A 25,039-nucleotide genomic window follows, 5' to 3' on the forward strand; every position below is an offset into this window, starting at 1 on the left:
GCGTTGCCGGCCGGTTGACTTCGGCGGGTGTCCCCTGGCACTACCAGCCGTTACCACCATTAGGAATCGGAAACGGATAAGCGAGTGGCTTCTCCGGCATGTCCTCTTCCATGATGTCGGAGTAACCGGATTCCTGACCGACCAGATTCGGTTCAAAGCAATAGCAATTGAATTTCTGCTGCAGGAGCAGGTTATTGCGATCGACGATGGCCGGCGGGTTTTCGTTCAGCGCGATGAATGCGTCGTAAAGCGTGTCTCTGACGACATAGGCGTGCGCCGTGAGCGTCTCGACGGTTTTGACGATGTTGGGCGCAACCGGAATCGGCTGGGCGAAGTGATACGCACCGAGGAACAGCATGTGCCAGTCGTCCGGCACCTGCTCGATGAATTCCGGAAAGCGCGTGGCGAAGTCGGCGTCGAAGAACGCGTCGTCTTCGAAGATCATGACTTCGCTTGCGCCGGCGGCCTTGGCCTCTTTCACTGCATTGAGGTGACTCATGGTGCAGCCGAAATCCTGCGGGCGCATATGGCTCAGCGCTTCCGGCACGGGAACGAGCTTTGCATCGACGGCGGACAGACGTTCCACCGTGAGGATGTTCTGCTCGGCAAACTTCTGTTGCATGGCTTCCCAGCGGTCGGGGCGCCGGTCCAGATTGATGCAGACCTTGCGAGCGAAGGAGTTATCGATTGTCGGCGTGGCTTTCATTGGCGATTCTTCTCCAGAGACTGATTGACATGGGTTGCAAGGACGCTCGCGTGCGGATCGAGCAGCATGGTCAGGTGGTCGCCGGGTACGTCGACTACCTCGACCGGGAGTGCCGAGAAACCGGACCATCCCCAGGTCGGATCGAGATGCAGCTGTGCGACTTCGGGCGACGGATCGAAATCGCCAGGATCGCGCTCGGTACTACGGAACAACGTGATCGGCACGGGCAGCGGTTCTGCTGCAGGTGCGTAGTCCGATTTGAAATTGGCCTGATAGACGCGCAGATAAGCGCGCAGGCGGTCCGATCCGGTGTCGGCAAACCAGTTGCCACGGTCGCCGATTCTTTCGAGGATCAAGCCAGCCTGGCTGTCGGGATCGAGATTGACCAGGTCATCACGCGTCACCTGGAGGTCGGTGCCGAGGAAGGTGCTGATCTCGTGCGCGATCGCGACGAGCCACTCGGTGTCGTCCCAGTTGTGCCAGTAGGTTTCGCCCGTGGTGACGACCGGCGCGGACGCATCGAAGATCGCCAGCAGTTTCACGGTAGCGCCCTTGGCGACGAGTTGCCGGCTCATTTCCAGCGCCACCTGCGCGCCGAACGAGTGGCCCGCCAGGTAGTAGGGGCCCGCGCCGACCAGCGGCCAGATGCGTTCGATATGACGCGCCGCGATGTCTTCGACCTTGGTGAGCGGCAGGCACGAACCATCGAGGCCGAGCGCTTCCAGCCCGTACACAGCATGTGTGTCGACGAGGCTATGCGCGAGCGGGCGGAAGTAGATCACGTTGCCGCCGGCGCCCGGCAGCAGGAAGAGCGGGGCAGCGGGACCGCCATCCTTGATCGGCACGAGTCCGCCGGAAGTCGCGGACGAATCTTTCTTGCCGAGTGCTGCTGCCAGTTTCTCGATCGTGGGATTCTCGAAGAGATAGGAAATCGGCAGCCGGCGATCGAATGCTTTTTCGACATTGGCCATCAGCCGGATCGCGGTGATGGAATGTCCACCGAGGTCGAAGTAGTTGTCGCTGAGCTTGATGTCCTTTCTTTCAAAGACCATCTGCCAGATCTTGAGCAACGTGCTTTCGTCCGGCGTGGGGGCGACGACGCGTGTGGTTGTGGATGCAACAGCAGTGTCCGGTTGTGCGCCAGGTTCGCCGGTTGCAGTGCTTGAATCCAGCTTGCTGCTGGAGTGAGAGTCGGACCCAAACCCAGACCCAGACTCAGAGTCGTTACGAACACCATCGCCCGACACCAGAGCATCGGCGAGACTACCGGTAAGCTGCGCCGGATCTTCAGCGAACCGTTCCAGCAACCCACGGATGTAATCGAGCATCTGCCGCACCACGTCCGGCGCGAAACGGTTCGCATCGTGCGAAATACGGAACGCGAGGCGCGTATCCGGATGCACGGTCAGCGTCAGCGGGTAGTTCGATTCCGCGAAAGCACGCGTGTCGTGGATTTCGATTTCATCCGGTCCGAGATCGGGCGCGGCGGCAACCGGGAAGTTTTCGAACACCAGCAGGCTATCGAACAGACTGTCGCGAGCAGGCAGCTCGCTCCACTTCTGGATATCGACGAGCGAGCTATACGAATGCGGCTCCATCTCCGTCTGCGCTGTGTGGACAGTCGCCAGCCATTCGGTGAACGGGCGCTGCGGTGCGATGCGCACGCGGAACGGCAACGTATTGATAAACAGCCCCACGATCGATTCGACACCGTCGAGCGTCGCCGGCCGGCCGGACACGGTAACGCCGAACACGACATCGTCGGTTTTCGAATAGCGGCGCAGCACCAGGGCCCAGACCGCGCGCATCAACACGTTGAGCGTGAGTCGATTGGATCGCATGAGCGCCTGCAACCGCGTCGTCAGCGCCTCGTCCAGCAGGAAGTGCTGTTCACGGCGCTTGTCCTGGCGCGGGGCATCGCCGGCGGCTTGCTTGCCCGCATTGGTGTCCACAAGGATCGGCGTCGCGGCACGAAAACCGGCCAGCTCGTTACGCCACCACGATTCATCCGCCGAGCGCGGGTGACGCGAGAGCCAGTCGATATACCGACGGTAGCCCGGAGCCGACGCCGCCACGGCGGGTACGCCGGTGCGGGCAAGCGATACATAGTCCTCGAAGACCTCCTTCATCAGCGTGGCGGTGCTCCAGCCGTCGAGAATGATGTGATGCCCGCTCCAGCAGAAGCGATGGCGCTGCTCGGTTTCCTGAATCAGCGTGCAGCGAAATAGCGGCGCCTGCTGCAAGTCGAAGCCGCGTCGCCGGTCCTCGGCGAGGAACGCATCGAAGTCATCGTCGCGACGCGATGCATTGCGCGATCGCCAGTCGTGCGACTCCCACGTCAGCTCGACGTTGCGCAAGACGGTCTGCACCGGCTGATCGCGATCTGCCCAGACAAACGCGGTGCGCAGGATCGCATGGCGCTCGAGCGCATTCGTCCACGCTTGCTTGAGCGCTGCAACCTGGAGCGCACCGCTGACGGAGAAACTGAACTGCTGGAAGTAAGCGGCAGGATCGAGGTCGTACAGCGTATGGAACAGCAGACCCTGTTGCAGCGAAGAGAGCGCATAGCTGTCTTCGACGTTGTCCCAGCCCGCCGCAACCGTGTCGGGAACGGACGCCACGAAGTCGAGCAAACGGTCCTTGAAGTGTGCGGCCAGGTTCTGCACGGTCTGGCGTCGATGGATACGCTCACCGTAGATCCAGTCCACCTGGAGCTTGCCGTTGGACACGGAAGCAACGATTTCGAACAGATGCGTGCGCAGCGATTTGTCGGAGCGTAGTGAACCGAGGTCTTCGGTCGCCGGGTTCCAGCCATCCGATCGCTGCAACACCGTATCGAGCTGCCCGTGATAGTTGAAGAGGATGTCGGCACCGGGCAGTTTGGCGAAACTGTCGCGTACGGTGTCGTCGGGACTCAGGTAGCGCAGTAGCGAATAGCCAAGACCTTCGTTGGGAATGCGGCGTAGCTGTTGGCGTGCGGCGCGCAGCGCTTCCTCCGGCGTTTGCACGGCGGCGATTTCGAGCACGACGGGGTAAATCGAGGTGAACCAGCCGATGGTTCTCGTGAGGTCGATCGGCGCGTCCGACACGTGACGGCCATGACTCTCGAGATCGATCTGTGTGCGCGAGTTGCCCGTGACCATGCTGCACGCCTGTGCGAGCGCGGCGAGCAGAACGTCGTTGATGCGGGTGTCGTAGGCCTGCGGCAAGCGGCGCAGCAACGCGGTGGTTTCGGCTTCGTCCAGTTCGAACGAAACGGTCGCCGTGTTGCCGACGTAGTTGGCCGCACGGGCGGCTGGATAATCGACCGGCATCGGTTCGATCTTCTGCGAGAGGATCTCCTGCCAGAGTCCGGCTTCGTTACCGATAGCCGGCGATTGCGCCAGTTGCTGCAGATGCAGCGCCCATTCGCGGAACGACGTCGTCTTCTCCGACAGCGGCTGGCCATGGTACGCGGCATGCAGATCTTCGAGCAGCACGCGCCACGAGACACCGTCCACCGCAAGGTGATGAATCGATACGAACAGACGGGCGAACGGCTCGTCGGCGAAGCTGAAAAGACGAGCCGCCAGCAACGGGCCACGTTCGATATCGATGCCACGTTCGGCGTCAGCCGCGGCGGCACGCATCGCTGCGATACGGTCATCGGCGGCGTCGGCGGTTATCGCTTGCTTCGCGAAGAGAGCGGGCCTGTCGCCGCCGCCGACAACCTTCTGAGTCCAGTAGCCCGCGCTGCGCGAGAACCGCAGACGCAACGCGTCATGGTGCTCGAAGACCTGCTGGATCGCATCGGCGAGCCGCGCTTCGTCGATATCGGCCGGCACCTGAATCAGGACCGTTTGATTGAAATGCGACGGCGTATCGACATCCTGATCGAAGAACCAGTGCTGGACCGGTGTAAGCGGCGCGTCCCCGAGCGGATCGACCGTCGATGCATATGCACTGCGTTCATCACGCGCGCCTGCCAGCTCGGCGATCGTCTGATACTGGAACAGCTGCTTCGCCGTAATGCGCAGCCCCGCCTGGTTGGCGCGCGAGACGACCTGAATGCTCAGGATCGAATCGCCACCGAGTTCGAAAAAGTTGTCGTGGATACCGATCGACGACAGTTGCAGCACGTCTTTCCAGATCGACGACAGCAGGACTTCCCGCGGCGTAACGGCAGGCGCGTCGGTGTGGGTATCGTCGACGATTTCAGCGGGAACCGGCAGCGCCTTGCGGTTGATCTTGCCGTTGGGAAGCAGCGGCAGCGATTCAAGTGCGACGAACGTCGACGGCACCATGTAGCTGGGCAGGTGTTCGCGCAGATAGCCGCGCAACCCGGACGTATCGGATATAGAAGTCGCGACATAGGCGATCAGCGACGTCCGCGGACCGTCGATCTTTGCAATCACGACACAGTCGCCGACCGACGGATGCTTGCGCAGCGTTCCCTCGATTTCACCGAGTTCGATGCGAAAACCGCGCAGCTTGATCTGATGATCGATACGACCGAGGAACTCGATGTTGCCGTCGGGTCGGAAACGCGAGAGATCGCCGGTGCGATAGAGCCGATCCTGCGGATTGCTGGAGAACGGATCGGCGATGAACTTCGCGGCGCTCAGTTCGGGGTCGCCGTAATAACCGCGCCCAACCGGCACACCGCCGATCATCAGTTCGCCCGCAATGCCGACCGGTACCGGTTGCATCTGCGCATCGACGATATAGAGGCGCGCATTGGCAATCGGCTTGCCGATTGGAACAATGCCTTGCGGGTCGTCGCGACGGCATTCCCAGACGCTGACTTCGACGGCGGCCTCGGTGGGGCCATAGAGGTTGAACAGCCTCGCATTCAGGCGCTCGAAGAAACGTTGTTGCAGATCGAACGGTAACGCCTCGCCACTGCACACCACGCGGCGCAGCGACGTGCAACGCTCGACGTCCGGATGATCGAGGAACGCACGCAGCATCGAGGGTACGAAGTGCGCGGTGGTGATCTGCTCGCGCTCGATCAGATCGATCAGATAGTCGGCCTCACGCTGGCCACCGGGCCGCGCAAACACCAGGCGGGCGCCGGCGGCGAGCGGCCAGAAGAATTCCCACACCGACACGTCGAAGCTGAACGGCGTCTTCTGCAGGACGCTGTCGCCGGCGCCGATGGCGTGCGCGTGTTGAATCCAGAGAATGCGGTTCGTGACTGCACGGTGAGCGTTGAGCGCGCCTTTGGGCCTGCCGGTCGAGCCGGAGGTGTAGATCATGTAGGCGAGGTTGTCGCTGGTGAGCGCTGGCGCGGGATTGGTCGCTTTAGCCGCTGCAATCTCGGCCGCATCGCGATCAACCACGATCAACTGCGCCTCGATCTCAGGCAACACCGCCAGCAGATGCTGCTGCGTGAGAAGCCAGCGCAGTTGCGCGTTATCGATCATGAAGCGCACGCGATCGGCCGGGTAATCCGGATCGACGGGGACGTAAGCGCCGCCTGCCTTGAGCACCGCGAGCAGGGCGACGATCATGTCGAGCGAACGTTCCATCGACACACCGACGAGCGCATCGGGCACGACGCCGAGTTCGATAAGGCGATGCGCGAGGCGATTGGCACGAACGTTGAGTTCGGCATAGGTCAGCGACGCACCCTCGTAGACAGCCGCGATGGCTTCGGGCGTGCGCTCGACCTGCTGCTCGAACAAACGATGCAACGGTTGTTCGGCGTCCGCGCCGAAATCCGTTTTGGTGCTGTTCCACTCGACCGTTAGCACGTCGCGTTCCGCATCGCTCAACAACGAGAGCCCGTTAAGCGGCTGATTCGAACCCTCGACCACCGCATCGAGAAGATTGCGGAAGTGCTGCGCCATCCGCTCGATCGTGGCCGCATCGAACAGATCCGTGTTGTATTCCAGCGCGCCCGCGAGTCCGCTGTCGGAATCCTGCATATAGAGCGTGAGGTCGAACTTCGCGGTGAAGGTTTCCACCGACACCGGCGTGACGCTCAGGCCAGGAAAGGTCGGCCCGTTGGCCGGCACTTTCTCGTAGGCGAACATCACCTGGAAAATCGGCGTGCGGCCCAGATTGCGCTCGAGCTTGAGCGACTCCACCACCTGCTCGAACGGAATCTCCTGGCGGCTGTAACCGTCCAGCGCGACACGCTTCACCCTCGCCAGCAACTCATCGAAGGTCGGGTTGCCGGACAGGTCCACGCGCAGTGCGAGCGTATTGGCAAAGAAGCCGATCAGCGGCTCGGTCATGCTCGAGCGCCGGTTGGCGATCGGCGAACCGACGACGATATCCTGCTGATTGCTGTAGCGCGAGAGCAGCAGCGAGTACGCGGCGAGCACGACCATATACGTGCTGGTGCCGGAAGCATGGGCGATGGCGCGCAGGCGATCGGCGAGGGCGCCTTCCAGCTGGAACGGCAGCACCGAGCCGCGGAAGCTCTGGATCGCGGGCCGCGGACGGTCGGTGGGCAGCTCGATCAGATCGGGCGCATCGGCCAGAGATGCGCTCAGAAGCGCGAGCTCCTGATGCGTGTCGGCGGAGGCGAGTCGTTCGTGCTGCCAGACGGCGTAGTCCGCGTACTGCACGGCCAGATCGGGCAGGGACTGGCCGTCGTAGAGCGCGGCCAGTTCGCCGATGAGAATGCCCGACGACCACGCGTCCGAGATGATGTGATGCATCACGACGCCGAAGATATGCAGGTCTTCACGGACGCGGTACAGCACGGCGCGATACAGCGGTCCGGTAGCGAGATCGAAGGGGCGGTCGGTTTCCTCGGCAAGCAGTGTGAGCGAGTCGGACTCGCTGGCGATATCGACCACGGCGAGCGTGACCGGCGCCGGCGCCGCGATGCGTTGCACGCCGCGACCGTCGATAGCGGGGAACGTCGTGCGCAGAATCTCGTGACGTCGGCTGATTTCGGACACGGCGGCCTGCAGACGCTGCACGTCCAGCGCGCCTTCGAAACGCAGCGCGCTCGAAATGTTATAGGCGGCCGACGGACCTTCCAGTTGCGCGAGGAACCACAGGCGCTGCTGCGGAAACGACAGCGGCAGGTCGTCGGTGCGCGCTGCCGGTTGAATGTTGCCAGCCATCGAGCCGGACAGCGGCGACGATGCTTCGATCAGATCGGACACCGCGCTCACGGTTTGCAGTTCGAAGATCGCATCGATGCCGATTTCGACGGAGAAACTGCTCCAGATTCGCGAGACGAGCTGCATGGCCTGCAGCGAATCGCCGCCGTAGTCGAAGAAGCGGCCGGTCAGATCGATGGCCGGATTGTCGAGCACCTCGCGCCAGATGCGCACCAGTTCTAGCTGGATCGGTGTGGCATCGAGATCGACGGTGTCGGCTGCATCGGCTGCCGCAGTGGGTTCGATCGCGAGCAGCGCCCGGCGATCGAGCTTGCCGTTGGCATTGAGCGGAAATTCGGCGATCAGGAAAAAGTCCGACGGGACCATGTAGTCGGGCAGCTTGCCGGCGAGGAAGGTCCGCAGGTCCGCCACGCTCAGGTCCGGCGTGCCCTTGACATAGGCGGCCAGCTTGCGCACGCCATGCGCCGTTTCGCGCAGCATGACCGCCGCGCCGACGACATCGGTATGCGTGGCGATTGCGGCTTCGATCTCGCCCGGTTCGACGCGGTGTCCGCGTATCTTGACCTGATCGTCGATGCGTCCGTAGCACTGGATCTGCCCGTCGGGCAGCCATCGGCCGATATCGCCGGTGCGATAGATGCGCTGCTCTCCGGCGAAAGGGTTCTCGACAAATTTCGCGGCCGTAACGTCGGGGCGGTTGTGATAACCACGCGCGAGCCCGTGACCCGCCACGCAGATTTCTCCCGCCACACCGATGGGAACCGGCTTCAGTGCTTCGTCGAGAATGTACACACGTGTGTTGGCAATAGGCCGCCCGATCAGCACCGAAGAAGCCTCGTCGTCGACGAGTTTCACGATGCAACCGACCGTCGCCTCGGTGGGGCCGTACTCGTTGTAGATCTCGATAGCGGGGTCGATCTTGCGCAGAATCGCGATGTGCTGCGACGTCAGCTCTTCGCCGCCGACGATCACCTTGCGCACGCCGGAGCGGGCAAGGTTCATGTACTCCAGCAGGTGAATGTGGGTCGGCGTGAGCTTGAGCGTATCGACGCCGCTACCGGGCTGGAACGCTCTCGAAAGTATCGTGTCGATGCTGTCCGACTGCGGATAGATACGCAGCGTTTTTCCGCGCACGAGCGGGCAGAACACATTGGTCAGCGTGAAGTCGAAGCATAGCGAGCTATACAGGCCGAAGCTGCCGGACGTCCCGTCGGGGAAGTAGTACTGGGTGGCCCAGGAGATATAGTGGGCGAGATTGCGGTGTTCGAGCAGACAACCTTTCGGCCGCCCGGTCGAACCCGACGTGTAGATCACGTAAGCGAGCTGCTCCGGCAACGCGGTGTAAGACGGATTGGCCGGCAACGGCTTCCAGCGCGGAAGCTCCTGGTCGAGCAACAGGGTGATGCCGGAGAATTCGTACCACTGCGTCAGTTGACCCGATTGCGTCACGAGTAGCGACAAACCGGTATCGCTCAGGATGTGATTGATCCTCTCGGCCGGGTACGCCGGGTCGAGCGGTACGAACGCAGCGCCCGCCTTCAACACACCCAGAATCGCCACGATCATCAGTTCGGAGCGGTCGAGCATGATGCCGATCAGCGATTCCGGTCCGACGCCGTAGTTGCTGCGCAACTGATGCGCGAGGCTGTTGGCCTTCGCGTTCAGGTCCGCGTAGGTCATGAGCGAACTGTCGGTGACGAGCGCCGGCGCCGACGGCGTGCGAGCAACCTGCGCTTCGAACATCGCGACGACCGTGGGGTGGCTCGGGCCGGGCGTCGCGGTTTCGTTGAAGGCAGCCAGCATGCGTTGCTCTTCGGGCGGGGTCGAGTCGATTTCTCCGACCGTCTTCTGAAGGTGTTCGAATTCGCGCAGAACCGTGTCGAGACTGCCGGCAAAGCCGTCGAGCAACACAGGCTCGATCGCGCCGGAGTAACGGATTTCGATCTCGCCGCGCGCGAGCCGCAAGTGCAACTGCAAATCGTCGTCTTGCCGCGTCAGGGCGTCGTGCACCCGTTCATCCGCCAGCGAGACCTTCGTGAGCTGCGCGAGGTCCATGTCCTTTTCGTTGCGCACGAGCGTTGCGAGCGGGAAATGCGGCTCGGCGTAGCTGTCTTCCACGATCCCGGCCACGCGCGACAGGTAGTCCTCGATGCGTTCGTCGGGACGTACCTCGATGATCAGCGGAACGGTGGTCGCAGCGGCCGGCGCATGTTCGCCGAGTCCCGGCGTGCCAAGCACCGTGACGGGGATACGGAAGTATTTCCACAGCAGCAGCGCGACGGCGGCGGCCGTGATCGCAAACTCGGCAAGCTCGCCGTCGGCGATGCTTCTCAACACCTCAAGCGAAGCAGGCGTGAGCGACACCGTGCGCGATAGCGGGCCACCCTGTTGCGTACCTGAAGCACCCGAAGCGTTAGATGCATGCGGCGAAATACGATAAACGCCCGTAACCAGAGACAAACACTCGCGCCAGAAAGTCGCGGTTTGCTCAAAGCGACGGTCGGTGACCAGGACGTTATTGTCTTGCACAGAAAACTCCTTGAGACGTTGTGTTCACCCAAAGCAACGTGAAACCCACTGCACCGGCCCGCATCATGTTTTCTCCTCGAGCGCGTCATCGGCGGTGGGCTCGGGTGCGGTCTTCAGACGAAGACCGACACGAACCCGTGGGCCGGCGGCGGGCGCATTGCTGGAGAGCGCAATACGATCGACGGGCGTGTTCGGATCGCGCCGGAACACTTCCTGTATGTCGAGCAGTCGATCGCGCATCGCGGCGATGGTCGCGGGACGGAACAGGCGGGTGTTGTAGATAAACTGGATCAGGTGCTTGCCTTCGCTCTCCACGATCTGGAACGACAGATCGAACTTCGCCGTCGTGTCGGTCTGCGAGATATCGGCGATCTGCAGATCCTGCTGCGCCGGCGGCACGGAGATGTAGTTCGCCTGGATATCGAAGAACGGGAAGTGATTCGCCGGCGTGCGTACCTTCAGATCTTCGAGCAGCAGATCGAACGGATAAGACGCGTGCTCGATGGCTTCCGTAGACGCTTTCGAAACAGCGTCGATCACCTCGTTCACTGTCGCGGATTTGTGCAGCGGCACACGCAATACAACGGTGTTGAGAAACACCCCGATCTGCGCTTCGAGTTGTTCGCTGTCGCGTCCGGCCGACACGCTGCCGATCACGATATCCTCACGTCCCGTATAGCGATGCAGCAGCACGCAGAACGAGGCCAGGATGACGGAGTAGGTCGAGGTATGGCGAGCGCGCGCCAGCTCCGCGAGTCCGGCAAGCTGGGTGTCGGACAGCGGCAGATCGAGTGTCTGCCCGGCGTGGCTGAGTCGCTCGGGACGCGGGTAATCGAGTGCCAGTTGCAGGCGCGGTACCGGCGCCGCGAGCTTCTCGAGCCAGTAGTCGCGATGTGCGGCCGCGCGCGGACTTTCCAGATGCGCATTGTGCCAGGCGGCGTAGTCGCGATACTGGATGGTCAGCGCCGGCAGATCGCGACCGGCATACAGCGCATGCAGATCGTCGGTCAGAACGCGGATCGACCACGCATCCGATATCACGTGGTGCATGTTCAGCAACAGCAGATGCTGCACCGACGAGAGCCGGATCAGCTTGACGCGCAGCAGGGGGCCTGCGGCGAGATCGAACGGTTGCTCCGCTTCCGCGCGGATCAGCCGGTCGATTTCCTCCGTCGAAGTTTCCTGCGCGAACTGCATCTGCTCGACCCGGAAGCCGGATTCCGCGCGCGTCAGCACGCGTTGCCGGAGACTGCCTTCGATCATCGCAAACACCGTGCGCAAGCTCTCATGCCGATCGACCAGCGCATCGAATGCGCGGACAAGGCGGTCGGTATCGATCGCGCCGTTCAGTTGCAGCGCACCGGCCATGTTGTACGTCGACGGATCGGCGCTGCGGCTCGCAAGCCAGATGCGCTTCTGGGCACTCGACGCCGCGTACGACGGTTGCGCGGGAAGCGCCGGGATGATTTCCTCGGCATCGACGGTCGTTGTGCCAACCAGCTTCTTCGCAAGCTCGCGCGGCGTCGGTGCATGGAAAATATCGACGATCGCGACGCCCAGTTTCAGTTCGCGCCTGATCCGGCTCACCATCTGGATCGCCTTGATGCTCTGGCCTCCTTGCTCGAAGAAGTTGTCGTCGATGCCGTTCGGTTGCCGTCCGAGCACTTCGGCGAAGATGCGCAGCAGCGCCGCTTCGGTCGGTGTCTGGGGTTCGGCCGACACGGCTTCGGGTACGTAGGAGGTGTCCGGAAGCGGCAGCGCGGCGCGATTGATCTTGCCGTTAGGTGTAACGGGCAGCGCCGGCAGCAGCATCACGAAGTCGGGCACCATATGCACCGGCAGTTTTTCGCGCAACGCCTCACGCAGAAGCGCGGATGTCCAACCGGTTCCCGATGCGTAGCCGCACAGGTATTTGTCGCCGCCTGTGCCCTCACGTGCGACTACGACGGCATTGGAGATGCCTGCAAGACCGGTCAGCGCCGCCTCGATGTCGCCAAGCTCGATGCGATATCCGCGGATCTTCACCTGGAAGTCGCGGCGTCCGAAGAAGTGAATATTGCCGTCCGGCCCGAAGCAGCCTATGTCACCGGTGTGATACAGGCGTGCGCCGGGTTCCGTGCTGAACGGATCGTCGCGGAACACGGCCTTAGTGCGTTTCTCGTCGAACAGATAGCCGCGCCCAACGCCGGTTCCCGCGATGCAGATCTCGCCCTTGACGCCGACCGGACAGAGATTCATGTCCGCATCCACGACGTAGAGGCGCAGGTTCGCGATCGGTTTGCCGATTGGAATCGCGGGCAGGTTCGGGGCACGTTCCATCGTGTAGTGCGCGACCGAGTCGGACGCTTCGGTCGGTCCATAGGCGTTGATCAGGCGGACCGTCGGATTCAGGCGGAACCAGGCCTGCGCGGAGGACACCTGCAAGGTCTCGCCGATCGTCACCAGCGTGTCGAGGTGCTGGAAGGTCGGCAGGGCGTGCCGTTCCAGTTCGACGAGAAAGGTGGCCAGATAGGACGGGACGAATTGCATCGCCGTGATGCGGTCACGATGCAGACTGTCGATCAGGAGCGTGGGCTCGAGGATGACGGCATCGGGATAGATCACCGTGGTGGCGCCCGACACGAGCGCGGCGAAGCATTGCCAGACGGAGATGTCGGAGCAATGAGAAGCGGTTTGCGCAACCGCGCTGTGCGCGCCGAGTTCGACACGACGCGCCATCGCGAGCACGTGATTCAACATGCCGCGATGCTCGACCATGGCGCCCTTGGGCTTGCCGGTCGAACCCGAGGTGAAGATGACATACGCGAGGTTCGCGGGCCGGGAACAAGGCAACAAGGGCGCGTCTGCGCGCTGTTCGTCGGGCAGATGCGCGGGATCGATCATCGGGATCGACGACAGCGCAGCCGGCGCCACGCAGTCTCTCGCGACGATGATGATCGGTTCAGCCGCCGTGAGGATCGCCTCGACGCGTTGCGCAGGGTAGGCGGGATCGACGGGAACGTAGGCCGCACCCACCTTCCAGATGGCCAGAATGGTTTCCAGCATCAGGTCCGAGCGGGGCATCCATACAGCGATGCGGTCGTCGGGCTGGATCGGTGCTGTTTGCAGAAGATGTCGCGCGATGCGATCGGCGCCTTCGACGAGATCCCGATAGGTACGAACCACCGTACCGTAGCGCACGGCGACGCGCTCAGGGTGAGCGGCCGCCACGGCCTCGATCAGTTCGGGCAGCGTCTTGTCGGAAGGAATCGCCGTGAACGTGTCGTTCCAGTCGAGCAGGATTTCGTTGCGCTCGGCTTCGGTGAGCAGGGGGATGCTGCCGTTCGGACGATCGTCGGCAGAAGTCAGGCCGACGAGCAGGGTTTCGACATGGCGCAGCAGCCGGACGATCGTGTCGCGATCGAACCGGCCATCGTCGTACAGCACCTGCAACGACAACGATTCACCCGGTGTCACGACCAGCGTCAGCGGGTAGTTGTTCGGATCGGCAATCTGGAATTCACCGATCCTCAAGCCGTCGAGCGCATCGGTCAGCGCTTCTTCGACCGGATAGTTCTGGAAGATCAGCAGGCTCTGGAACAGCGGCACGCCCGGCGGCAGATCGGCGAACTTCTGGATTTCGGCGAGCGGATAGTGCGCATAGTCCTCCTGCTGCGCGAGATCGATCTGCAACTGCGCGAGCCACGCGGACGTCGGGCGTTGGTCGATGCGTACGCGCACCGGCAGCGTGTTGATGAAGAGCCCGACCATCTGGTCCGACTCCGGTAGCGAAGCCGGACGACCGGAGACGATGGTGCCGAACACCACATCCGTTTCGCCGCTGTAGCGGCTCAGTAGTTGAGCCCATACGCCCTGGGCGATCGTGTTGAGCGTGACGCGACTGGTTTGCGCGAACGCGACGAGATTGCGCGTATCGGCTGCGGAGAGCAGAAGCTGTTCTTCCACATAGGTGCCAGGAGCCGCCGTTCCGTCGAGTTCGGGATGCCCCAGCACGAGCGGCGTCGGCGTGGGGAAATCCTCGAGCTTCGTCTTCCAGAAATGCTCGGCCGCCGCGGGGTCCTGGCGTTCCAGCCAGCGCACGTAGTCGTGGAAAACCGGCGGCGCGGCGCGATTCGTGCCGGTGTTGTCGGGCAGGGCCTGATAGGTGGCCACTACTTCGCTCAGCAGCAGCGCGGAACTCCAGCCGTCGAGCAGGATGTGGTGATGGCTCCAGTAGAAACGCCATGCCTGCGGACCCAGACGGAAGAGTCCGAGGCGCGTCAACGGAGCCCGCGTGAAGTCGAAGCCGCGTTCGCGGTCTTGCGTCAGATATGCGTCCCAGCGTTGCTCTGCCTCGACGACCGAGACCGAGCGAAGATCTTCTTCATGCCACGGCAATTCGACGCGACGATGCACGACCTGCACCGGGTTTTCGATTTCTTCCCAATGAAACGAGGTGCGCAAGATGTCGTGCCGGTGTATCACCGCATCCCACGCGCGGCGGAACCGTTCGACATCGAGATCCCCGTCGATACGGAAATTGAGGCTGCTGAAATACGCATCCGATTCCGGCTCGTACAGGCTGTGGAACAGCATGCCCTGCTGGGTCGGCGTCAGCGTGTAGATGTCGGTGATCTCGTCCGGGATGCTTGCGGTCAGCGTCTGCAGTGAGGTCGTTGACAGACCGGTCGCTGTGTAATCTGCAACAGAAGAACCTGAAACGGAGCGGTGGTCCGCGACGGACTGGGCCGTATGCCCGGCGACGAGCGATTCGAGCGCCGCGATATAGCCCTGCGCGAGGCGCTCGATGTTGGCCGTGTCATGGAAGGCCCGGCTGAACTCCCAGGCCACATGCAGACGGTTGCCGGTGACGTAGGCGTTGATATCGAGCAGATGCTCGCGCTGCTGATCCGCATTGCGACCGTCGCCACTCGGCTCGGTGGCCTGTTTCCAGTCGCGCGCACCGGTGAACACCTGATCGGTCTGCCCGAGGTAGTTGAACAGCAACTGAGACTGCGCAGCGGCACCGTCAAGCCGATCCTGCAGCAAACCGTAAGTGATACCCGCCGATGGTACGGTGCGCAGTTGCGCCGTGATCGACGCAACGAGACGAGCCGGATCGTACACTTCCGCCTCGACTTTCAGCAGGACCGGGAAGAGCGACGTAAACCAGCCGACCGTGCGCGAGACGTCGAGGTCCGTGGTAACTTCCTCGCGGCCGTGTGCTTCGAGATCGAGCAGCACCTCGGTCGATCCGCTCCAGTCACTGACGGCACGCGCGAGCGCAGCAAGCAATACATCGTTGATCTGCGCTTCGTAGGCACGCGGTGCGGCGCCGAGCAGTGCCGTGGTCGCGGCTTCGCCGAGTTCGACCACGATCGTTTCGGCCGACGACACGGAGTTGGCGTCGGCGGCAGCGGAGCGATCGAGCGGAAGACCGGGCACGGTTGCATGTGAGAGCGCCTGCCAGTGCGCGAGATCGGCATCGGCGGCACCGGAGCCGGCCCAGTTCGAGATCGCGCGGGTCCATGCGGTCCATGACGAACCACTGCCGGCGAATTCGGGCGCCTGGCCGTTGCGCAGGCGGGTATAGGCTTCGTACACGGTTTCGAGCAGCGCACCCCACGACACACCGTCGACCACGAGGTGATGCGCAACCAGCAGCAGACGCGCCGATTGCCCTCCATCGAGGCGGAACAGATCCGCGCGCAACACCGGGCCGCTCAAGAGATCGAGGCTCGCATGAGACTGCGCGACATGCTGCTCCAGTTGATCGGCCGCGATATCGAACACACCGACGGGAATCTCCTGATCGTCGACGACCTCCTGTACCCAACTGGACGGATCGGATGCTCCGGCGTGGAAGCGCAGCCGAAGCGCGTCATGCCAGCGTGCCGCATGCCGCAACGCATGACGCAGCGAGCCTGCATCCAGATCCACCGGAACCTCGAGCAGCACAGCCTGGTTGTACTGGTCCTGGTCGACTTTGCGCTGTGCGAAGAACTGCTTCTGGATCGGCGTCAACGGCAGCGGACCGGAAGCCGCGACAAACTCCGCCGCCTTGATCTCGCTGTGGGTCGCCACAGCGGCGAGTTCGGCAACCGTCGGACGCTGAAAGATCAGTCGCGTCGTGATTTTCAGGCCCGCTTTTGCCGCGAGCGAGACGATGCGCATGCTGAGAATCGAGTCGCCGCCCAGCGCAAAAATATTGTCATGAATGCCCGGCGATGGGATACCGAGTGCCTCGCCCCAGATGCGGCACAACAGCGTTTCGGTGGCGTTGCGCGGCAGCGTCGGTTCGGCTCCAGCGGCAGCAAGCGTCGAGCGGTCGAGCGGCGGCAACGACTTGCGATCGATCTTGCCGTTGCTGCTCAACGGCAGCGAGTCGAGCACGACATAGATGCCCGGCACCATGTAGTCCGGCAACGTGGTCGACAGAGCCGCGGCGATCTCGGCGTCGCTCAGCGACACGCCTTCGCGGAAGGCGACATAGGCGCACAGCGCGGCACGGCCGCCTGCGTCGCGGTAATCGAGCGCTGCTGCCTGGCGGATGGCGGGAATGGCAGCCAGTGCGTTATCGATCTCGCCCAGTTCGATGCGATAACCGCGAATTTTCAGTTGATGGTCTTTGCGTCCATGCAGCAGGATCGTCCCGTCGGCCAGATAGCAACCGATGTCGCCGGTGCGATACATGCGGACGCCGCGCCGCGGGTGGAACGGATCTTCGAGGAAGGTCTCGCGTGTGCGGGCTTCGTTGTTCAGATAGCCGCGACCCACGGCGACGCCGGACACGCACAGCTCGCCGGATACGCCGATCGGACACAGATTCATCTGCGGATCGACGACATAGATACGCACATTGCGGATCGGCTTGCCGACCGGCACATACGGCGTAGTCGGCGCGCGATCCATGCTGTGCTGCGCGATATCGTCGGAGGCTTCGGCCGGACCATAGGCGTTCACCATGGCGATGTCGGGGAACGCCTCGAACCACTGCGCGACGAGCGCAGGGCTGACCATCTCGCCGGTGACGAGAATGTCTCGCAGGTGTCGCAGCAGCGCCGGCTGTTCCGATGCTCGTTCGAGCAGGGCGGCCAGATAGGACGGCACCAGTTCGAGAAGGCTGATCTTCGTGGCTTCGAGATATTCGAGGAAGCGTGCGGGATCGCGCACGAGTTCGTCGTCGACGATCACGGTTTTGCCGCCGGCGAGCGGTGCCGCGAAAAATTGCCAGACCGAAATATCGAAGCAATGCGGCGCGGTCTGCGCGATCACCGACGAGGGCGACAGCGAAAACTCGTCGATCTCGGCGAGCATGTGATTCAACATGCCCGCGTGCTCGACCATCGCCCCTTTGGGCTTGCCGGTCGAACCGGACGTATAAATCACGTAGGCGAGGCTGTCGGGCGAGACAGGGCGCCCGGGATTGGACGCATCGGCGATCTCGTTGTCGACGGCGTAGTCGGCGTCGAGGTACACGACCGGCGCGAGCGCGGCCAGATCGGTGGGGAGCAGGCCGTCGCAGGTGACGATCGCATCGGCACCGGAATCTTCGAGGATCGTGCGGATGCGGCTTACCGGATAGTTCGGGTCGATCGGGATATAGGCCGCGCCGCACTTCCACACGGCGAAAATCGCCTCCATCAGGCGCTCCGACCGGTGCATGCAGATGGCGACCAGCGAGTCAGGCTTTAACTCCGCCGCGGCCAGCAGGCGGTGCGCGGTGCGGTTGGCGCGCACATTCAGCTCGCCTGCGCTCAGAACAGTATCGCGGTACTCGACGGCCGGTCGTTCCGGATAAACGGCGGCGGCCTGTTCCAGCCGATGCACGACGGTGAGTTCGGCGTCGAACGGCACCTCGGTGTCGTTGAACGTTTCCAGAAGCTGATGACGCTCGGCCTCGGAGAGCATCGGCAGGCGCCCGAGCAGACGGTTCGGATCGGCCTCGAACGCGTTGAGTGTCGCGGCCACATGACCGAGCATGCGCCGCATCGTGTCTTCATCGAAGCGCTGCGGATCGAACGACAGCTCCATCTTCCAGTCGTCGCGCGCCGTCACCACGAATTCGAGCGGAATGTCGGCACGGTTATAGAGCTGTACGTCGTCGACCGCCAGACCGTGCGCGCCGTGCGTCAGCGACTCGTCGAGCGGGTAGTTCATGAACGTCACGTTGCTCTCGAACAGCGGCGTCGTGAGCGGCACTTCGCTGCAACGCTGGATATCGGGCAGCGGGGTGTATTCGAACGGCGCGCGCGAAGCGACCCGCGCCTGGATCATCTTCAGCCACGGCACAAGCGGCTGCCGCGGATCGACCCGCACGCGCACCGGCACCGTGTTGATGAAGAGGCCGAGCATGCTTTCGATACCCGGCAGATTGGCGCCTCGACCCGAGACGACGGCGCCGAACACGACGTCCGTTTCCGCACTGTAGCGCGACAGCACGAGCGCCCAGGCCGCCTGAGCGAGCGTGTTGAGCGTGAGCTGATGGCGTGCTGCAAATTGCCGCAGGCGTGCGCTGAGATCGACCGACAGATCGGCCTGAACTTGCGCAAGGCCCTGGCCAAAGCGCTCGCTTGCCTCTGCGCGTGCCGCTGTGGGCAGCGGAGTCGGCGAGTGAAAACCTTCGAGGTAACGCGTCCAGTAGTGTCGCGCGGCCTGCGGTTCGCGTTGCTGGAGCCACTGGATATAGTCGCGATAGGGACGCACGGCGGGCAGTGCCGACGGCAGGCCCTGCGTGAGCGCACCGTAGACCTGAAAGATCTCTTCGATGACGAGCGACAGGCACCAACCATCGGCGAGGATGTGATGATGACTCCAGCTGAACAGATGCGTATCGTCCGCTACCCGCACGAGACGGCAACGCACGAGCGGCGCGCGATCGAGTGCAAAGCCTTCGCTCAGATCGCGCTCGAGATGCTCGCTCCAGCGTGTGTGCTGCTCGTCTTCCGACAGGTCGCGCCAGTCGTCCTCGACCCACGGTAGCGCGGCGTGCGCGTGCACGACCTGCATCGGCTTGTCGAATTCCTCCCAATGGAACGACGTGCGCATCACCGGATGCCGGTCGACGAGCTGCTGCCACGCCGCACGAAACAGCGCGGAGTCGAGACTACCGACGATGCGGCAACCGAGCTGGTTAAAGCTGCTTCTCGAGCCGGGCGAATGCACGGCATGAAAGAGCATCGCCTCCTGCATGGGGGAGAGCTCGTAGATGTCGGCAATGGTGGGGGTTGTCACGATTTGATCCTCGAGACCAGAACGTCCAGCGCTTGCTGGCTGATGCGTGCAGCCGGAAAGTCCGTTGGGCTCAGCCCGGGCTGAGCGTCGCCATCGCTGCTGGCGGCGACGATCGACAGCAGACGGCTGCGGTAGCACTGCGTCAGATGTTCGATGACACCGGGTTCGCAGGCTGCGCGACTGTAGTGCCAGGTCAGGCGCAGACGGCCCTCGAACACAATCCCGTCGATCTCGAACAGATGGCCGCGCTGCGCACGCGGGCTGTGTTCGGGGCTATGGAAATCGAGCACCGGTTTCCAGCCGGTATCGTCGGCGAGCAGGCGATCGATCTGGCCCAGGTAGTTGAAGCGCACCGGCGCGGTCGGCTGCTGGGCCAGCTCCGCGGCGATGCGTGCGTCCTTGCCGAGATAGCGTGCGACGCCATAGCTGAGTCCGCGCAGCGGTACCGCGCGCAGTTGTTCCTTGACGTTGCGCAACGCCTCGGCGGCCACGGTGGCGTCGCCGGCATTCAGCAGCACGGGGTAGTGCGAGGTGAACCAGCCGATGGTGCGCGACGTATCGACACCTTCGAAGATGTCCTCGCGGCCGTGGCCTTCCAGATCGACCACCAGCGAAGCATTGCCGGTCCAGTCGCCGAACGCGAGCAGCAACGCGGTCAGCAGGACTTCGTTGATCTGGGTATTGAAGGCGCGCGGCACGTCCTGCAACAGCGCGTGCGTCTGCTGTTCGTCGAATTCGACGACGACCGACCCGGCGTCGCCGATGGTGCCGGGCCGCATGTCGGCGAAAAACGCCTGCGCTTCGGCGTCGCTCTCGCGCCAGTAGTCGAGACCCTCGATAGCAGTAGCACCGAGTTCGCCGAGACGGTTCGACCAGTCGCGCCAGGCGGTTGTCTTCGCCGGAAGCTGGACCGCATTGCCCGCTTCGATCTGACGACACGCCGCGTACAGATCCTCGAACAGGATGCGCCACGAAACGCCGTCGATCACGAGGTGATGCGCGACCACGAGCAGACGCTGCGGTTGCGCCGGGCCGAACTGAAACAGGTGTGCGCGCAGCAGTGGCGCTGTGGATAACGTGAAGCTTTCCTGCATCTGCGTGGCGATCGCGAGCATGGTGGCTTGCTGCTCAGCGGGCGTCACGTCGGCCAGCACGGTGACCGCGAGCGGTATCGCGAGAGGCGCTGCCGCATGCGATTGCTGCCAGGTGTCGCCGGTGCGCTCGAAGTTCAAACGCAGCGCATCGTGATGCGTGACGACAGCCAGCAGCGCCTGCTCGATCACGTCCGCCCGCAATGACGCGGGCACTTCGATCATGGTCGACTGGTTGTAGTGGTGCGCATCTTCCACGTCCTGCTCGAAGAACCAGTGCTGGATCGGCGTGAGCGGTGCCGGGCCGACGACCGGCTCCTGCGAAATGCTGACGACCGGCGCATCCACGGCGACCTGAGCCAGTTCCGCAATCGTGGGATGAGCGAAAAACTGCTCGGCGGTGAACTTGAGGCCGATCTGCTGCGCCCGCGACATCACCTGAATGATCAGGATCGAGTCGCCGCCCAGTTCGAAGAAGTTGTCGTGCACGCCGATCTGAGCGTGGCCCAGCACTTCGGACCAGATGGTGCCGAGACGCGCTTCGATATCGTTGCTGGGCGCCGTGTAACCGGTTTCGCGCTCGATGGGCGCCAGTTCCATGGCGGCCAGCGCCTTGCGATCGATCTTGCCGTTCGGCGTGAACGGAATGCGTTCGAGCGTCACGATCGACGCCGGCACCATGAATTCGGGCAGGCGTTCTTTCAGATGTTCGCGCAGGCCGGCGGTGCTTGCGGTAGCCGGTGCGACATAGGCAACGAGTTGCTTGTGTTGCGCAGCGTCTTCGCGCACGAGCACGATCGCCTCGGCAACGTCGGCGTGCTGCCGCAGCGCCGCTTCGATTTCACCGAGTTCGATGCGATAGCCGCGAATCTTCACCTGCGCGTCGCGACGGCCGGTGATTTCCAGATTGCCGTCCGGCAACCAGACGCCGAGGTCGCCGGTGCGATACAGACGTTCGCCCGTTTCGAACGGATGGGCGATGAACGCGGCGGCAGTCAGATCGTCGCGGCCGACATACCCGCGCGCGAGTCCGATGCCGGACACGCAGATCTCGCCGACGCAGCCCTCTGGAGCCAGCGCGCCATGCTCGTCGAGCAGATAGAGGTGGATGTTGTGGATCGGCCGGCCGACCGGCAGACGGGTACCGTACGCGGTTGTCGCGTCGACCACATAGTCGGTGATGCAAACGCTGGCCTCGGTGGGACCATACGAGTTGTGGCACGAGCGTGTCTGGGCCAGCTTGCAGATATCGGCCACGCGCGCATTGTCGCCCGCGCTGATCACGCGCTTGACGCTACCGAGCAAGTCCCAGTCGAGCGCGTTGAGATACGCCGGCGCCGCGTTGATCGTGGTGACGCCTTGCTGTGCGATGTATTCGACGAAACGCGGTGCGTCCTTGATCACCGAAGTCTTCGCAAGCACGAGGCGTGCGCCTGCGAGCAGCGTGACGAAGATCTCCATGATCGAGCCGTCGAAGCCTGGCGAATAGAACTGCACGAAGCGGTCGGTGGCATCGAAGCCGAAGGTGTCGACGTGGTACTGCGCCATGTTCAGCAGACCCGCGTGTTCGAGTACGACACCCTTCGGCACGCCCGTCGAGCCGGAGGTGTAAATGATGTATGCCGCGTCGTCGGGCTGGACATCTACCGGTGAAGACGTCGGTGCGGCTTCCAGCGTGTCGAGCTGGAAGTCGAGCGCGAAGATGGGGATTTCCCAGAAATCCGCGAGCAATGACAGGTGTGTCGAGTGCGTCAGCAGTGCCTTGACTTTGGCGTCTTCGATCATGAAGCGCAGGCGTTCCTGCGGAAACTCCGGGTCGAGCGGCAGATAGACCGCACCTGCCTTGAGCACGCCGAGCATGCCGACGATCCAGCGTTCCGAGCGGTCGGCCACTACGCCGACCGTGTCGCCGCGTTCGATTGCGTATTCGCTGAGCAGGAAGCCGGCGAGGCGCGACGCCTGGTCGTCGAGTTGCGCGTAGGTCAGCGTTGTGTCGACGGTCGCGACTGCAATGCTGTCCGGTGCCGACGCCACGAGTTGCGCGAACTGCGCGAGGAAGGTGTCCTGTACCGCAACGGGCGCCGCCTGCGAACGCAGGCGCGCGCGCTCTTCGTCGTCGAGCAGCGAGACCGTATCGAGCGGCGCATCCAGTGCATCGAAGCCGGCGAGCACGTTGCGCAGATGCCGCGCGAAATGCTGCAGATAATGCAGCGTGAAAACCGTCGGTCGGCCCGTCAGGACAATTTCGTAGCCTGCGCGATGGCTGATCTCGATCGACAGATCGTGGTCAGTCGTGCGCGAGGCTTCGTGCAGCCCGTCGAAGCGAATCGCGACGTTGGTCGTGGGCGTTTCGCCATGCAGCTTGTGCGCGAGCGCGGCGATCGGAAAATCCTGGTACGAGTAGCTGCGTTGCACGCGGTCGCGAACCTGGTTCAGATACTCGCGAACCGTGGCGCCTGAACGGATGCCGTCGATCAGCGGAACGGTGCCGCCAGTTTCCGCTGCCGGTTCGACGATCAGGTGCGGCGAATCCACAAACAGCCCGGAGTGGGTGTCGTAGTGCCTGAGAACATGGAAGACAGCCGCCAGCACCACGACGAACGCGCTCAGGTCCTTGCCTGCAGCAAGTTTCTCCAGCACCTGCGCCGCGGCACCATCGAGCTTGAGCGTCTCGACAGGTTCGGGCCCAAGCGGCAGCGCATACGCCTGCCACGATTGCTGAAGACGAAAGTCGCCTTCGATGCGACCGAGCGCGTCATGCCAGAACGCCATGTGGTCCTGGTACTGCCCGCTGGTCGCGAGCGTGTTGAGATTTAGTTCTGACAAAGCACGATCTCCCTCTGCGCGTACAGGCTTTCGGATGTGATGCCTTTCGCCTTGCAGTGCTCGACAAACTGGGTGGACTGGATCAGGCTCGGCGAGTTTTCGTCGAAGGTGTTGTCAAGGAGGTGGTTCAACCACGGCTCCTGACCCATCGCGTAGACATAGGCCGCGCTGAACGGGTAGTGATCGACCAGCGAGGTCGCCTCGGCGACGTTGCAACCGCGCGCGCGGCGCGAGTTGTTGATGTCGCGCGGTAGCGCCTTCGGAAACAGCGGGCCATAGACCCACGACGGTCGCGCACCCTCGGTTTCCATACCGAGAAACAGGGTGTCCGGCTTACCGGTGATGCGAAAAATATGCTCGTACAGGCTCGGGTCGAGGTTGCACGAATCGGCGATGCTCAATACCGAGCGCGTACCGAAGCGGATCATGAAACCCGCCTTGCTCTGGATCGCCAGATCGTTGTGTTCGCCCATGAACGGAATTGCGGTGATGCTACCGCCTTCGCACACTTTCAGTTCCTGCGCATCGCGAACCTCGATCACGTTGTCGAAGCCGACGTTGCGCAACGCGAGTTCCAGCGACGGGTCCTGCGGGAAGCCGTCGCAATTCCTGCCGACCACCACGGTCTTGACCTTGTGGCGCAGCTGCAAAAGCGTTTCGAGCACGATGTGATCGTGATGGCTGTGCGTGATCAGCACGTAGTCGATCTGATCGGGCAGATCGGCGTACGTGTAGCGCGGCAGGTCCGTGTCATAGCCGTAACTGATGACCGGATCGAGCAGGATGCTCACGCCGCGGCTCTGGATCAGCATGCAGGCGTGACCGTAGTAGCGGATGCGGATATCGTCGCCGTCGAACGAGCGATCCTGCTTGAGCTCAGGCGCTTCCTCGACGAAGAAGGAGCGGAACAGCGGCTCGTCCTTCTCCTCGATACGCATCAGGTCGACGATTTTCGCGTAGCTGCCCGGTTTCTCGTGCATGCTGAACAGCGTATCGAGCGCGCGGCTATCGAAGGGCATGTTGCAGAACACCGTGCGCTCGTCCTTGAGCCGCGGTGTGCTGAGAATGAACGGGCGCGGCGTGTTTTCGTCGATCGCGGACAGCGCAATGCTCTGGGCATTGCGCGCATAGAACGGGCTCGCATACAGCAGACTCTCGAAGACCCGGAAGGAGGGGTTGTGTTCGAGGTCGTAATAGATCTCGACAAAGCCTTTCAACGCTTCGGGAATCTGCGGATAGATCGGGTCGGTGGCCATCCCCTTCGCCTGTTCGAGCACGAGCGTCGAGAATGCCTTGTAAGCGGCGGCGAGTTCGAGCTGCTTGGCGGCGCGCTCGGTGGTTTGTTCGATCAACGCGCGAATTTCATCGACACGCTGGCCACCCAGGTTGATGAACGGACCGCCGCGCATGGCCGGGTTGTTGATGGCGGCCGCATGCATCATCGGCGATGCGACGTAAGACTTCATCCGCGGCAGGAACCGCTCGGCCACATTGAGGGCGGAGGTCAACGGCGGAAGGGTGTGAAACCACGCGTACCAGCCATTGATCAGCGGATCGAACTGAATGTTGGGTCGCAGATAGACTTGCGTGCTGGACGAGATAGTCACTCG

The 25,039-nt window shown here is 63.0% G+C and carries 5 protein-coding genes; all 5 read right to left on the reverse strand.

The features are described 5' to 3' along the window. Positions 1 to 40: 40 nt before the first annotated feature. Positions 41 to 706 carry a glycosyltransferase family 25 protein gene (locus M0D65_RS27400; RefSeq protein ID WP_091016594.1) on the reverse strand — a complete coding sequence of 222 codons (666 nt, stop codon included), beginning with the start codon at positions 704 to 706 and terminating at the stop codon, positions 41 to 43. Continuing rightward, a complete protein-coding gene (locus M0D65_RS27405) occupies positions 703 to 10,299 on the reverse strand; it encodes a non-ribosomal peptide synthetase (protein ID WP_266255371.1) in 9,597 nt (3,198 codons plus the stop codon). The genes M0D65_RS27400 and M0D65_RS27405 overlap by 4 nt, the downstream gene beginning before the upstream one ends. A 63-nt stretch (positions 10,300 to 10,362) precedes the next feature. Beyond that, the gene (locus M0D65_RS27410) at positions 10,363 to 19,512 is read right to left on the reverse strand and encodes a non-ribosomal peptide synthetase (RefSeq protein ID WP_266255372.1); all 9,150 of its coding nucleotides are present in this window, start codon (positions 19,510 to 19,512) and stop codon (positions 10,363 to 10,365) included. Then, positions 19,509 to 23,429 carry an amino acid adenylation domain-containing protein gene (locus M0D65_RS27415; RefSeq protein WP_266255373.1) on the reverse strand — a complete coding sequence of 1,307 codons (3,921 nt, stop codon included), beginning with the start codon at positions 23,427 to 23,429 and terminating at the stop codon, positions 19,509 to 19,511. The genes M0D65_RS27410 and M0D65_RS27415 overlap by 4 nt, the downstream gene beginning before the upstream one ends. Beyond that, complete coding sequence (locus M0D65_RS27420; protein ID WP_266255374.1) at positions 23,417 to 25,036, reverse strand: MBL fold metallo-hydrolase; 1,620 nt, start codon at positions 25,034 to 25,036, stop codon at positions 23,417 to 23,419. The genes M0D65_RS27415 and M0D65_RS27420 overlap by 13 nt, the downstream gene beginning before the upstream one ends. Between the last annotated feature and the right edge of the window lie 3 nt (positions 25,037 to 25,039).

This window comes from Paraburkholderia sp. CHISQ3, from assembly GCF_030464945.1.
Lineage (GTDB): Bacteria > Pseudomonadota > Gammaproteobacteria > Burkholderiales > Burkholderiaceae > Paraburkholderia > Paraburkholderia megapolitana.